Consider the following 13,476-nt stretch of genomic DNA (forward strand, 5'->3'; position numbering starts at 1 on the left):
ACATGTTTTCAGGCAGTGCAACAGCATGAGGAGACGGTGCCTGCCCGTTTGTTTCGAGCACTGCCGACGCCAATGGTTTCATTGAGGTATAGCTGATTCTCGACCGGCCCCTGCGACAAGCTGCTCCTGCACAGGTGACATATCCACCACCAAGGCTCAGTGGAAATCCCGACTGCGCACATGGATACCGTCGAGCAATGAACTCAGGTCGCTCAAGCGTCCGGCAATCAGGTGCCGCACCTCGCCCACCTGTTCCCAGCGCCCGTCGACCTTGAGCAATTGCGAGCCGACCAATACCTGCCGTTGCCGTTCGGCCAGGTCGCGCCAGACCACCACGTTGACGTTGCCGAATTCGTCTTCAAGCGTCACGAAGGTCACACCGCTGGCGGTTCCCGGACGCTGCCGACCGGTGACCAGCCCGGCGACGCTGACCGGACGCCCATGCTCGACCATCAGCAGTTCCCTGGAGCTGCGACAGCGTCGGGCCTTGAGCTCCCCCCGCAGCAACGCCAGCGGATGCGGGCCGAGGGTGGTGCCGACACTGGCGTAATCGGCTTGCAGGTCCTCGCCCACGGTGGGTTTAGGCAGCTCCACCGCCGGCTCTTCCTGACTCGGCAGACCGGCAAACAAACCGAGCTGCTTCTGCACCCCCGCCACCTCCCAGCGCGCCCGATGCCGGTCACCGGCCAGCCCGCGCAGCGCACCGGCATCGGCCAGTTGCTCCTGGGCGCGAGCATCGAGTCGTGCCCGCTCGCCGAGGTCGGCGATGTCGGCAAACGCCCCTTTCGACCTTGCTATCTCGATGCGCCGGGCATCGTCTTCGCGAAAGCCCTTGATCATCCGCAGCCCCATGCGTATCGCCGGCTGCGCACCGGTGATCGGTTCCAGGCTGCAATCCCAGTCACTGGCCCGCACGTCCACCGGGCGAATCTGCAAATGATGGCGGCGGGCGTCCTGGAGAATCTGGTCCGGGCTGTAGAACCCCATCGGCCAGCTGTTGATCAGCGCACAGGCGAAAGCCGCCGGCTCGTGGCATTTCAACCAGCAACTGGCGTAGGTCAGCAAGGCGAAACTGGCGGCGTGGGATTCGGGAAAACCGTAATCGCCGAAGCCTTTGATCTGCTCGAAGATCTGCGCGGCGAACTCCGCCGTGTAGCCGTTTTTCTTCATTCCGTCCGCCAGGCGTTCCTTGTGCGGTTCCAGTCCGCCGTGGCGTTTCCAGGCCGCCATGGAGCGGCGTAACTGATCAGCCTCGCCGGGGCTGTAGTCGGCGGCGACAATCGCGATCTGCATCACCTGCTCCTGAAACAGCGGCACGCCCAGCGTACGTTTCAGCACCGCTTCAAGTTCTTTCGACGGGTATTTCACCTCTTCTTCGCCCTTACGCCGCCGCAGGTAGGGATGCACCATCCCGCCCTGAATCGGCCCCGGACGAACGATCGCCACCTCGATCACCAGATCGTAGAAGTTCTTGGGCTTGAGCCTGGGCAGCATCGACATCTGCGCCCGGGACTCGATCTGGAACACCCCGATGGTGTCCGCATGGCCAATCATCTCGTAGGTTTGCGGGTCTTCGGCCGGCACCGTCGCCAGGCTCAGGTCGCGGCCCCGGTGCCGACGCAGCAGATCGAAACAACGGCGAATCGCGCTGAGCATGCCCAGCGCCAGAATATCGACCTTGAGCAGCCCGACCGCATCCAGATCGTCCTTATCCCACTGGATGATGGTGCGCTCGGCCATGGCGGCGTTTTCCACCGGCACCAGGCTGTCCAGAGGCTGCTCGGAAATCACGAAACCGCCGGGGTGCTGGGACAGGTGCCGGGGAAAACCGATCAGTTGCTGGGTCAGGCTCAGCACTCGACGCAACACCGGGCTATCGGGGTCGAAACCACCTTCACGCAGGCGCTCGACGGGCGGCGCCTGATTACTCCAGTGGCCGCAACAGTCGGCCAGGGCGTTGACCTGATCCGGCGGCAAACCCAACGCCTTGGCCACGTCGCGGATTGCGCCGGCACCGTGGTAAGTGCTGACCACCGCCGTCAGCGCCGCACGGGCCCGGCCATAACGCTGAAACACATACTGCAGGACTTCTTCGCGCCGCTCGTGCTCGAAATCCACGTCGATGTCCGGCGGTTCGTTGCGTTCCCTGGAGAGAAAACGCTCGAACAGCAGCGTGCTGCGTTCCGGGTCGATCTCCGTGATCCCCAGCACGAAGCACACCGCCGAGTTGGCGGCAGAACCGCGGCCCTGGCAAAGGATGTGTTGCTGGCGGGCGAAATTCACAATGTCGTGAACCGTGAGGAAATAACTCTCGTACCCCAGCTCGGCAATCAGCTCCAGTTCCTTGTCGATCTGCGCCAACACCTCGGCCTTGGGGCTTTTTTCCCAGCGCCAGCGAATCCCCTTTTCTGCCAGCACCCGCAGCCAGGACGTGGCCGTGTGCCCCTCGGGCACCAGTTCCCGGGGATATTGATAACGCAACTGACCGAGGTCGAAAGTACAGCGCCGGGCGATGTTCAGCGTCTCGTCGAGCAGCGCTTGCGGGTAGAGATCGCGCAAGTCGTCGAGGCTGCGCAAATGCCGTTCGCCATTGGGGTGCAGACGCAACCCGGCCTCGGCCACGGGAACGTGATGGCGGATTGCGGTCATGGTGTCCTGCAAGGCGCGCCGGCCGCGGGCGTGCATATGCACATCGCCGCTGGCCACCGCCGGGATCCGCAGTTCCCGCGCCAGGGTCAGCAGTGCTGCCAGTCGCCGGGTGTCGTCCTGCCCGCGATGTAACTGAACGCTCAGCCACAGGCGCTCGGCGAAGCTCTGCTTCAGCCAATGGCCCTGCGCAAAATCATCGACGGCGTCCGGCGCCCACAACGCCAACAGCCCCGGCAACGGCTCGCTGAAATCCTCCCGCAGCACCTGATACTGGCCTTTCTGCGTGCGGCGTCTGGCGCGGGTAATCAGTCGGCACAGGGCTTGATAACCTTCGAGGCTTTCCACCAGCAGCACCAGTTTCGGGCCATTTTCGATACGTATTTCGCTGCCGATGATCAGCGGCAGCTCCACGGTCTTGGCCGCCTGCCAGGCACGGACGATACCCGCCAGCGTGCATTCGTCGGTGATTGCCAGCGCTTGATAGCCCTGCTTTTTCGCCCGTTGAAAAAGCTCAAGCGCACTGGAGGCACCGCGCTGGAAACTGAAGTTCGACAGGCAGTGCAGCTCGGCATAGTCGACGCTCATGCGAACCAGCCTTGCAGCCACAACGGACCGTCTTCGCCCACCGCCCGATAGGCCCAGCCCTGCTGACCGGAACGGGTTTCGATCAGGTAGTAATCGCGGCGCACGTCGTCGCCGTCCCACCAGCCGGACTCGATGCGCTCCGGCCCCATGAGGATGCGCGTCGAGCTTTCGTGTACCGCCTGCGGTTCAGTCAGCAACCAGCCTGGACGTTGCACGGCAGGCAGCCCCTCGCAGGCCTGGCTGTCGACAGTGGTCTGCCACGCGCATTCCGGCCGGTGATCGGCCTGGAAGCGCAAGCCCTGCACCGCGTCATCCCCCAGCCGTGCGCGCAAGCGTTCACGCAGTTGCTCCCAGGGCAAGGACTGCTGCGGACGGTCGTCGAACAGCTCCTGACGCTGGGGCACGAAGGCCGGCAGATCTTCGGCGCGCAGACGAAAACCGCGCACCGGGGCTTCGACCTGAACCTGTTCCAGCCGCCCTCGGGCCAGTTCGAACAGCATCGCCGGATCGCGCTCGGCGCTGAGCAGGCCGACCTTGATCACGGTGTCCGGCAAGCCGGCGTGTTCCAGGTGCAAGTCGAAACGTTGCACGCCGCTGTCCCGGCCGCAGAGGAACGCCGACAGATCGCCGGTCAATCGTCTTAAAGGAAACAACAATGCCTGATGGGATTGCACATCGAAATTGAGTTCGATGCGCACATCGAAACGGTCCGGCGGCAGGTAAAACGCCAGTGCCAGCCGCCGCTCACCGAACAGGCTGTCCAGATGCTTGAGCACCTGGGCCTCGAAACGCCGGGCCAGACTATGCCGGGGCAGCGCCTGCACCTGACTCAAGGTGCGCAGCCCCATGCGCGATAACGCCGTAGCAACGCTGGGCTCCAGGGCAATGCGATCGACGGGCAGTTGCCCGAGGTGATGCTGCAAGGCTTGATTGTCCGGCACCACCAGACCGTCATAAACGTTGGCCAGCACCCGCGCCGCCACCGGATTTGGCGCGGCGACAATCCGATGGCGAAACCCCAGCTCAGCGAGCTCGGCGCGCAGCCGCGCCTCGAACTGCGGCCAGGGCCCGAACAAGCCCAGGCTGGATTCGATTTCAAACACCACGGCACGCGGGTAATGCACGCTGACCTGGGAGCTGAACCGATAGGCCCAGGCGGCCAGGAACTGCTGCCAATGTTCGATTTCGGCGGCATCGTATTCGGCGGTGACGAACCCTTTGCTCAGGGCCTGTGCGGCCGTCATCGACTGACCGGGTCGCAAACCCAGCGCCCGTGCCGCACCGTTGACTGCCTGCAGCACCCGCCGCTGGGCCGGGCCGGTCAGCAGCGCCAACGGCTCATCGGGGTCGGGGCGCTGACGCAGTACCGCGTCCAGCGCCAATTGCGGGAAGACAATGCACACCCAGCGCATGGCAACCTCAATGCCCCACGGCAAAGGCAATCGGCGCCGAACGGGCCAGCCCGCCCCGGCACTTGAGCACCCGCAACTGAGCAGGCTTGGCGTCGATGGCGATGCGCAGGGCCGCTGGCGACGGGTTGATGGCTTCACTGAGCGAGCGATAGGCGAACGCCAGGGTCTGCCCGGTTTCGGCCGCCACCTGCAAACGTCGCAACGCCCGGTCATCGGCCTTGTGCGGCCAGCACAACACCGCCCCGCAACTGCCCGAACGCAGGCATTGTTCCGCCGCCCACAGCGCATCGCGCTCGCTGGCCTGGATGATCGACAACTGGCGCAGATCGACCCCGGCGTTCTGCCAGGCCTGGGGATACGGCACGTAGGGCGGCGCCACCAGCACGATGCGCTCGCCCGCCGCCGACAGCCGTGCCAGCGTCGGCCACACCAGTTGCAACTCACCCACGCCCTGCCCGGCCAGGAGGATTTCGCTCAGCGCCGCTTCCGGCCAGCCACCGCTCGGCAACGCCGCATCCAGCGCCGCATGCCCCGTGGGTTGCGGGCTGACGGCCGGTGGCGCAGGTCGGCCCTTCCAGACCTGGCCGCCATTGAACAGCGTATCCAGCGCAACGACGGCGCCCATCACCCTTGCCTCACCAGACCACAGAACACGCCTTCGATGGCCAGCTCCTGATCGGCTCGAACAATGATCGGCTGGTAAGCCGGATTGCGCGGCAACAGGCGAACGGTATCGCCGACCCGCTCGAAACGCTTGATGGTGACTTCGCCGTCGAGCCGCGCCACCACGATCTGGCCGTTGACCGCCTCGGGATTGCGCCGCACGCCCACCAGATCGCCATCGAGAATGCCGTCCTCGATCATCGAATCACCCTGGACCCGCAGCAGGTAATCCGGCACCCGCGAGAAGATCGACGGATCGAGCAGCAAGCGGCTGTGGACCTCGGCATCGGCACCGATCGGTGCGCCGGCCGCCACTCGACCGAGTACCGGAACGTCCAGCAGCTCGGGCCGCAGCGGCTGGTTCAACAGGCGGATGCCGCGCGCCTGATGCGGATTGACCTCGATGAAACCGGCTTCGGTCAGCGCCAGCACGTGCTTGCGCGCCACGCTACGGGAGGCGAAGCCAAAGGCCTCGCTGATCTCAGCGAGGCTCGGGGGCTGACCGTGTTCGGCGATGCGATCGCGGATGAAGGTCAGGATGGCGGTACGGCGGGGAGTTAAAGTCGTCATGGAGTACATTTGTACTCTTTCGGCTTTTTCCTGGCAAGGACCGCCAGTCAGCTCAGCCCGCGAGAGGCCAGAAACCCGGCGATGTAATCGATAAAAGCCACGACTTTGGCGGTCGCTCGCCGATGGCTCGGGTACACCGCCAGAATGTGCGGGCCAAAGCTGTCGGGATCGATGTCGTAGTCCGCCATCACCCGCACCAGTCGACCGTCGGCCAGATACGGCGCAGCGCTCCATAGCGGCGTGTGCAACAACCCGCGTCCGGCCAGCGCATTGGCCAGCAGCAAGTCGTAATTGTCGCTGCGCAGCCGTGGCGCCTGGGGTTGCGACAGGCTCAAGCGCTGCCCATCGCGCTCGGCCCACCAGAATTCGCGGCTGAGCAAGGGATGGCGATACAGCAACCATTCGTGCTCATCGAGGGTTTGCGCGGTGACCGGCAACGCCTTGCGCGCCAGATAGGCCGGGCTGCCACACAACGCCAGACGATTGCTGCCAACGACGCGGGCGATCAGCCCCGGCAGGTCGTCATGGCCTTCGCGCAGGGCCAGGTCGTAGCCGCTTTCCAGCAGATTGACGAACTCATCGCACAGGTCCACTTGCAGATTGATCTGCGGATACTGCTCCAGAAAACCGCCACACACCTGATCGAGAAAGGCATGCCCATAGGCCAGTGGCGCGGTGATTTTCAGATTGCCGCGCAGGCCATGCTGCAACTGCTCGATTTCCTCACCGGCCTCGTCCAGCCGCTGCAACACCTGACGCGCGGTTTCCAGGTAGAGCCGCCCCACTTCCGTCAGCAGAATCCGCCGGGTGCTGCGCTCGAATAGCCGGGCACCGAGCTCGGCCTCCAGGTGATTGACCGCTTTGGTCAGGGCCGACGGGGTCTTGCCCAGTTGCTCGGCGGCGCGGCTGAAACTGCCCAGTTGCGCCGTGACCACGAACATTTTCAACGCACCCAACTTGTCCATTCTTTTTCCATTCCGGCAAAAACGTTTTTCGTGAGTGAGGCGTTCTGTTGAGCATAAGCAGCCACTAATCTGGCCATCAGACGCAATAACAAGGAAACATTCAATGAAAAGATTCCTCCCGAATCTATTGATGGCCGCTGTGGCTTTTGCCTCGATGGAAGCCATGGCAGCGACCGATCTGGTGCTGCTCAACGGCAAGATATTCACCGCCGACCGCAACCAGCCCAAGGTGCAGGCCCTGGCGGTGCAGGACGGCAAAGTGCTGCAAGTTGGCAGCGATGCACAGATAAAAGCCTTGATTGAATCGCAAACGAAAGTGATCGACCTCGGCGGCAAGACGTTGATGCCCGGCCTGATCGACAGCCATTCCCACGCGATTTTCGGCGGCCTGGAAATGGCCTCGGCCAATATGGAAGATGAGGTGGTCGACCTCAATGAGCTGGAAAAACGCCTGCGCGGATGGCGTGATGACGGCAAGGCGAAACACGGCGATGTGCTAAGCGTGGCCGGCATGAGTTCGGCGTATTGGGCCCAGGCCGAGGCCCTCGGCAAAAAATTCAACAGCGGCGAATGGGCCAAGGTGCCTGTGGTGTTCACCGGCAGCGACCACCACACCGCCTGGGCCAACAACGTCATGCTCGAACGCGCGGGCATCGACGCCGCCCTGCTGCAAAACCTGCCGGCCGCCGAACTCGACACCATTGGCAAGCTTGTCGACGGTAGCCCCAACGGTTTTCTGGTGGACGCCGGTTGGGATCGGGTTGCGTTAAAAATGCCCGCGCCCAGTGCCGCCGACATGCTGCGCGCCGCGCAAACCGCCGTGCGCTACAACAACAGCCTGGGCATTACGGCCTGGATGGACCCCGCTGCCAACGCCGCCCCCGGCGAGCCGGTGTTTGCCCTTAAACCCACAGAGAAAACCGTCGGCGTACTGCCGGTGTACAAAGCGCTGTCGCAAAGTGGTGGCATGACCGCCCACGTCGCGGCCCTGCTGGTGGCCAATCCGAAAAGCGTACCGGCCGATCTCGACACGCTGGACAAGGTCCGCCAGCAATTCCAGGGCATCCCCAACCTGACCCTGCCCGGTATCAAGATTTTTGCCGACGGCGTGATCGAATACCCGGCCCAGAGCGCGGCGATGATCGATCCTTACACCAACTCGCAAAAACAGGGCGAGTTGCTGATCGATCCGAAGCACTTCGGCGAACTGGTCAGTGCCATCGATCAACGCGGCTGGCGGGTGCACATCCACGCCATCGGCGACCGCGCGGTACGAGAATCCCTGAACGGCATCGCCCAGGCGCGCAAGGATCGCCAGAGCGGCGTGACTCACTCGATCACCCACTTGCAAATGGTCAACCCGAAAGAGTTTGCGCGGTTCAAACCGCTCAACGTCATCGCCTCCATGCAGTTGCTCTGGGCCTCCGCCGACGATTACACCCTGGACATGATCAAGCCTTACGTCAGCGCCCTCGCCTTCCGCTATCAGTACCCGGCGCACTCGCTGCTCAAACAGGGCGCGACGATCGCCGGAGCCAGCGACTGGCCGGTGTCTTCACCCAATCCATGGAACGCCATCGCCCAGGCGATCACCCGAAACGGCCCGTTGGGTGTGTTGAACGCCGACGAACGCATCGACCGGGAAACGATGTTCTACACCTACACCCTCAACGCCGCCCGCACTATCGGTCTAGAGAAGCAAATCGGCTCGTTGAGCCCCGGCAAGCAAGCCGATTTCATCGTGCTGGACCGCGACGTGTTCAGCGTCGATGAGAAAGCCCTGCACGACACCCAAGTGCTGCAAACCTGGTTCGCCGGTCGCGAAGTCTACGCCCCGACACTCTGAGAAAAATCGCCTGTACACGCAGCCCAACTCCGCGTTCATCGCTGGGGTCTGGAGCAGCGTTGTCTCAAATCTGCCCATAACAATCACAACAAAGGCACTGCACCATGAAAGCGTTCACCCTGTTCGCCCTCGCATCCTTCAGCCTGTTGCCCCTGGGCAGCCAGGCCCTGCCCTTGAATGACGACTTCACCGTGCTGGTCGACCTGACCCTGGCCAGCGACTATCGCACTCGCGGCATCTCGCAAACCCAGAACGACCCCGCCGTGCAAGCCGGTGTGACCCTGGCCCACAGCAGCGGCCTGTACCTGGGCGCCTGGAGTTCGAACGTCGATTTCGGCGGTGGCCTGAAAACCCGCCAGGAAGTCGACTACTACGGTGGTTGGCTGTGGCAGGCGACCGACGCCATCAGCCTGGATGTCGGCTATCTCAAATACGCGTATCCAAAAGAGAGCCAGTTCAATCAGAGCGAGGTCTACGGGATTCTCGACGTCTATGGCGTGAAACTCGCGGCCTATTACTCTGCCGATGCACCGGGCATCGACAGCAAACAGAGCACGTTGTACCGCTACGTTGGCTACGAAACCGAGTTGCCCTATGGGCTGGGGCTGAAACTGCGCTACGGCGAAATGGACTTCAAAGACCCGCGCCTGTATTCGGCCTCGGGGCATGGCGAGGAGGCTTACCACGAGTGGGAGGCGAAGCTGACCCGCGAAGTGGCCGGGGTGCTGCTAGGGTTGAGTTACATCGATACCGATTTGTCGAAAAGCCAATGCATCAGTAACTGGGGGTTCGACGATGTGTGCAGCGCGACCCTGGTGGCGAGTGTCAGCAAATCCTTTTGATGGTTTTTTGTAGGAGCGAGGCTTGCCCGCGAAAGCGTTTTACCTGACACACCGCCTTCGCGGGCAAGCCTCGCTCCTACAGGTGTACGCGATCCGCTATTTAGCCGACACGCAATGCGCGCAGGTCGAGGCGACCGTCCTTGAGCGGCGGGCACCAGTAGTAGCCGCCAGTGATCGGTCGGCTGATGCGGTACAAACCGTCGGTGATGCCGTCCTCCAGACCGCTCATGCGTCGCAGTTGGGCTTCGAATGCATCGAGGGAAAAACCGAATGCCAGGAACATCAGGCCGGCGCGATCGCCTTCGATCCACGGCATCGAGCGACGGACCACGAAGGCTTCCGGTGCGAAGCTTTCCTGGGCGGTGCGTTTGACGTGGGCAGAGATCGGCGCGTCGTCGAGTTCTTCGTTGTCGCTCAGGCGCCGGCCCATGATGTTGTCCTTCTCGTGGGACGGCATCGCGTGGAAGCCTTTCAAGTCATGCTGCCATTGCTGGATCGCGGCGAAGCTGCCACCGACCAGCCCCTCAGCGCCCTTGCCCAGCAGCGCGGCGGCGACAGCGGCTTCGTCGTGAGGGTTTTCGGTGCCGTCTTCGTAACCGGTCAGGTCATGGCCAGTCATGTGGCGGAAGGTTTCGTTCATCTGCACCAGACGCAGGGCCGGTGCCAGCGCGGCTTCGATCGCGTGGCTGCGATTGAGCAGTTCGCCACGGTCAACACCGTGCAACCAGCACCAGAGCGCGTGTTGGGTCGACGGGTTGTCGACGCCGACACCGACCAGCGCAGGAAAGGCGCGCAAGCCGTCGATCTGCGCGTGCAGCGCCTTGACCAGGGACTCGCCGAAACCGACCACCGCCGATTTTCCGTCCACCAGGCGCGTCAGGTTATCCAGCGCTGCCGGCAGTGCCTCGGCGGATTCGAGGGCGAAGAACATATGACGAGCTTGAGGCGGAACTGGGGTGGCGAGGATGCCCGGCTGGTAGTAACTCATATGAACTCCTTTGAGAAAGAGCGCGAAGTTTAACCGGGGGATCGTTACTTGTGTGTTCTCAAGGGGAAAAGATCGGCTTTCATGAGCGGATGAGCCGACAGATTCGCGATCCACAACGCCGAGCCCAAAAAACCCTAAGATGAATCATGACAAGCCAGGCCGAGGTCTGCTAAAACGATTCATCAGTGCATCACCCAATCCAGACGGGGTAGCGACATGACCACAGCATCGATCCTTGGCAACCTGTTTCCCACCGCCGACGGCATCCCGGAAAAGTATCGCCTCAACGGCCAGACCGAACAGCGCGAATACCTGGTCGACGGTGAACTGAAAACCTGGTCCGGCCCCCTCGCCCAGGTGCGCAGCCCGGTGTACCTGAGCGGCGCGAATGGCGACGAACAAGTGATCCTCGGCAGCACGCCGCTCCTCGATGCCGACACCGCCCTGACCGCGCTCGACGCGGCTGTCCGTGCCTATGACCGGGGCCAGGGTTTGTGGCCGACCATGCGCGTGGCCGAGCGTATCCAGCATGTCGAGACCTTCCTCGGTCGCATGCGCGAACAGCGCGAGGCGGTGGTCAAGTTGCTGATGTGGGAGATCGGCAAGAACCTCAAGGATTCGGAGAAAGAGTTCGACCGCACCTGCGACTACATCGTCGACACCATCAACGCCCTCAAGGAACTCGACCGCCGCTCCAGCCGCTTCGAACTGGAACAGGACACCCTCGGCCAGATCCGACGCGTTCCGCTGGGCGTGGCGTTGTGCATGGGGCCTTACAACTATCCGCTGAACGAGACCTTCACCACGCTGATTCCGGCGCTGATCATGGGCAACACCGTGGTGTTCAAGCCGGCCAAGCTTGGGGTGCTGTTGATTCGTCCGCTGCTGGAAGCCTTTCGCGACAGCTTCCCGGCCGGGGTGATCAACGTCATTTACGGCAGTGGCCGCGAGACCGTCAGCGCACTGATGGCCAGCGGCAAGATCGATATCTTTGCGTTTATCGGCACCAACAAGGCCGCCAGCGACCTGAAAAAACTCCACCCAAGGCCTCACCGCTTGCGTGCGGCACTGGGCCTGGATGCGAAGAACCCCGGCATCGTGTTGCCTGAGGTGGATCTGGACAACGCGGTCAGCGAAGCCGTTACCGGCTCCCTGTCATTCAACGGTCAGCGCTGCACCGCGCTGAAAATCCTCTTCGTCCATGAAGACGTGGTCGAGGCGTTCATTGAGAAATTCAACGCCAGGCTCGCCTCACTGAAACCCGGTATGCCGTGGGACAGCGGCGTGGCCCTGACACCGCTGCCGGAGGCGAGCAAAGTCGATTATCTGCATTCGCTGGTGGCGGACTCGGTCAGCAAAGGCGCCGCCGTGGTCAACCCCAATGGTGGTGAGTCCCGGGCATCGTTCTTCTACCCGGCCGTGTTGTACCCGGTGACACCGCAGATGCGCGTCTATCAGGAAGAACAGTTTGGCCCGGTCGTGCCGATCGTGCCTTACCGTCATCTGGACACCGTGATCGATTACGTCCTGGAATCCGACTTCGGCCAGCAACTGAGCATCTTCGGCACCAACCCGGTGGCGGTCGGCAGGCTGGTGGACACCTTCGCCAACCAGGTCGGCCGGATCAACCTCAACGCCCAGTGCCAACGCGGCCCGGACACCTACCCGTTCAACGGCCGCAAGAACTCCGCCGAGGGCACGTTGTCGGTGCATGATGCGCTGCGGGTATTTTCGATCCGGACCCTGGTGGCGACCAAGTTCCAGGAAAGCAGCAAAGAGCTTCTCAGCGAGATCATCAGCGGCCGGAACTCGAGCTTCCTGACCACCGACTATATTTTCTGAGGACACCAAAATTTTCTGAGGACACCAGACCTGAGCATCATCAAAGGCCTTCGACTGCCACCGCTGTTGCGCCGAATACTGCGTCCATTGCTGGACCCGTACCGGCGCTACCGCCACGCCAAACTGATCCATGCGGTGCGGGTTTCGTTGGGGTTGCTGGCGACGATTCTGCTGACCACCGGCATCCATCTGCCCCATGGCGAATGGGCGTCGGTGACCATGCTGGTGGTGATCGGCGGTTTGCAGCACCACGGTAACATCGGCAAAAAAGCCGCCGAGCGAGCCATCGGCACCTTGATCGGGGCCGGTGTCGGCTTGTTGCTGGTGGCGCAACAGGCCTGGCTCGGGATGCCGTGGCTGACCTATTTCGCAATGTCGGTGGTGTGCGGGTTTTTCTCGTACCACGCCATCGGCAAGGGTGGTTATACGGCGCTGCTGTCGGCGATCACCGTGTTTATCGTTGCCGGGCACGGTGACAACCCGGTCACCGATGGCCTGTGGCGCGGGGTGGATATTCTGATCGGCATCGCCCTGGCACTGGCTTTCTCCTTTGCCCTGCCGCTGTACGCGGTGTACTCCTGGCGCTACAACTTGGCCGATGCGTTGCGCGACTGCGCGGCAATCTATGGCCGTATCATCAACGGCGAGTCCGTCGCCGCTGACGAGCACTTGAAGCTCATGAATCGCTTGAACGCAGTCATGGTGCAACTGCGCTCACTGATGCCCTCTGTGTCCAAGGAGGTGCGGGTTTCCATGACCGAACTCGATGCGATTCAGCGCAACCTGCGGATGTGCGTCAGCATCCTGGAAATCCTCGGCAATAGCCGGCCGAATGCCGATGACTCTGAGGCAATGGCCCACCTGCAATCGTCATTGAAAACCGAGCACCGACAGATCCGGGTGCAACTGATCGGTATGGCCCGGGCATTGAAATCGGGCGCTTCACAACGGCTCAGCCGGCCAGCCGAACCGCCATTGGACTCTACGCTTGATATGCCGGTCTACAGTCCACTGGATGGCTACCGATTGCTGACCCGACAATTGGCCGCGAACATCGGCGAGATGCGCCAGCGTCTGGCGAAAACCGCACCGCGCTGGAACATCTGAGAGGCCG

General features: G+C 62.7%; 10 protein-coding genes. 4 read left to right on the top strand and 6 right to left on the bottom strand.

Annotation, left to right across the window (positions count from 1 at the left end; genetic code table 11):
- Positions 1–156 precede the first annotated feature (156 nt).
- Genes AC1DQM_RS06155 through AC1DQM_RS06175 form a run of 5 tightly spaced genes read right to left on the bottom strand, consistent with a single transcriptional unit; the run spans position 157 to position 6,844 of the window.
- Positions 157–3,255, bottom strand: coding sequence for an error-prone DNA polymerase (locus tag AC1DQM_RS06155; RefSeq protein WP_218573883.1), 3,099 nt, complete (start codon positions 3,253–3,255; stop codon positions 157–159).
- Positions 3,231–4,646: a Y-family DNA polymerase gene (locus tag AC1DQM_RS06160; protein WP_018927626.1), complete on the bottom strand. Its 1,416-nt coding sequence runs from the start codon at positions 4,644–4,646 to the stop codon at positions 3,231–3,233. Before AC1DQM_RS06160 ends, AC1DQM_RS06155 begins: the two co-directional genes overlap by 25 nt.
- Positions 4,647–4,653: 7 nt before the next feature.
- Positions 4,654–5,271 (bottom strand): translesion DNA synthesis-associated protein ImuA, encoded by a 618-nt coding sequence (gene imuA, locus AC1DQM_RS06165; RefSeq protein ID WP_019578465.1) that lies wholly within the window; start codon positions 5,269–5,271, stop codon positions 4,654–4,656.
- Positions 5,271–5,888: a transcriptional repressor LexA gene (gene lexA / locus AC1DQM_RS06170; RefSeq protein ID WP_138867261.1), complete on the bottom strand. Its 618-nt coding sequence runs from the start codon at positions 5,886–5,888 to the stop codon at positions 5,271–5,273. The genes imuA and lexA overlap by 1 nt, the downstream gene beginning before the upstream one ends.
- Before the next feature lie 38 nt (positions 5,889–5,926).
- Positions 5,927–6,844 carry a LysR family transcriptional regulator gene (locus AC1DQM_RS06175; RefSeq protein ID WP_138867260.1) on the bottom strand — a complete coding sequence of 306 codons (918 nt, stop codon included), beginning with the start codon at positions 6,842–6,844 and terminating at the stop codon, positions 5,927–5,929.
- 103 nt (positions 6,845–6,947) lie between these two features.
- On the opposite strand from AC1DQM_RS06175, the gene AC1DQM_RS06180 reads away from it, so the two are divergent.
- Positions 6,948–8,690 carry an amidohydrolase gene (locus AC1DQM_RS06180; protein ID WP_138867259.1) on the top strand — a complete coding sequence of 581 codons (1,743 nt, stop codon included), beginning with the start codon at positions 6,948–6,950 and terminating at the stop codon, positions 8,688–8,690.
- 104 nt (positions 8,691–8,794) lie between these two features.
- Complete coding sequence (locus AC1DQM_RS06185; protein WP_138867258.1) at positions 8,795–9,532, top strand: TorF family putative porin; 738 nt, start codon at positions 8,795–8,797, stop codon at positions 9,530–9,532.
- Positions 9,533–9,632: 100 nt separating this feature from the next.
- Here the strand turns inward: AC1DQM_RS06185 and AC1DQM_RS06190 are convergent, their stop codons facing one another.
- Complete coding sequence (locus AC1DQM_RS06190; RefSeq protein WP_064617076.1) at positions 9,633–10,520, bottom strand: Dyp-type peroxidase; 888 nt, start codon at positions 10,518–10,520, stop codon at positions 9,633–9,635.
- A gap of 216 nt (positions 10,521–10,736) precedes the next feature.
- Here AC1DQM_RS06190 and AC1DQM_RS06195 point away from each other — a divergent pair, with 216 nt between their 5' ends.
- Positions 10,737–12,362 carry an NADP-dependent glyceraldehyde-3-phosphate dehydrogenase gene (locus tag AC1DQM_RS06195; RefSeq protein ID WP_086946267.1) on the top strand — a complete coding sequence of 542 codons (1,626 nt, stop codon included), beginning with the start codon at positions 10,737–10,739 and terminating at the stop codon, positions 12,360–12,362.
- Positions 12,363–12,449: 87 nt separating this feature from the next.
- On the top strand, positions 12,450–13,469 hold the full coding sequence (locus AC1DQM_RS06200) for an FUSC family protein (RefSeq protein WP_138867679.1): 1,020 nt from the start codon (positions 12,450–12,452) through the stop codon (positions 13,467–13,469).
- Positions 13,470–13,476 lie beyond the last annotated feature (7 nt).

Source organism: Pseudomonas sp. 01L34 (assembly GCF_056400265.1).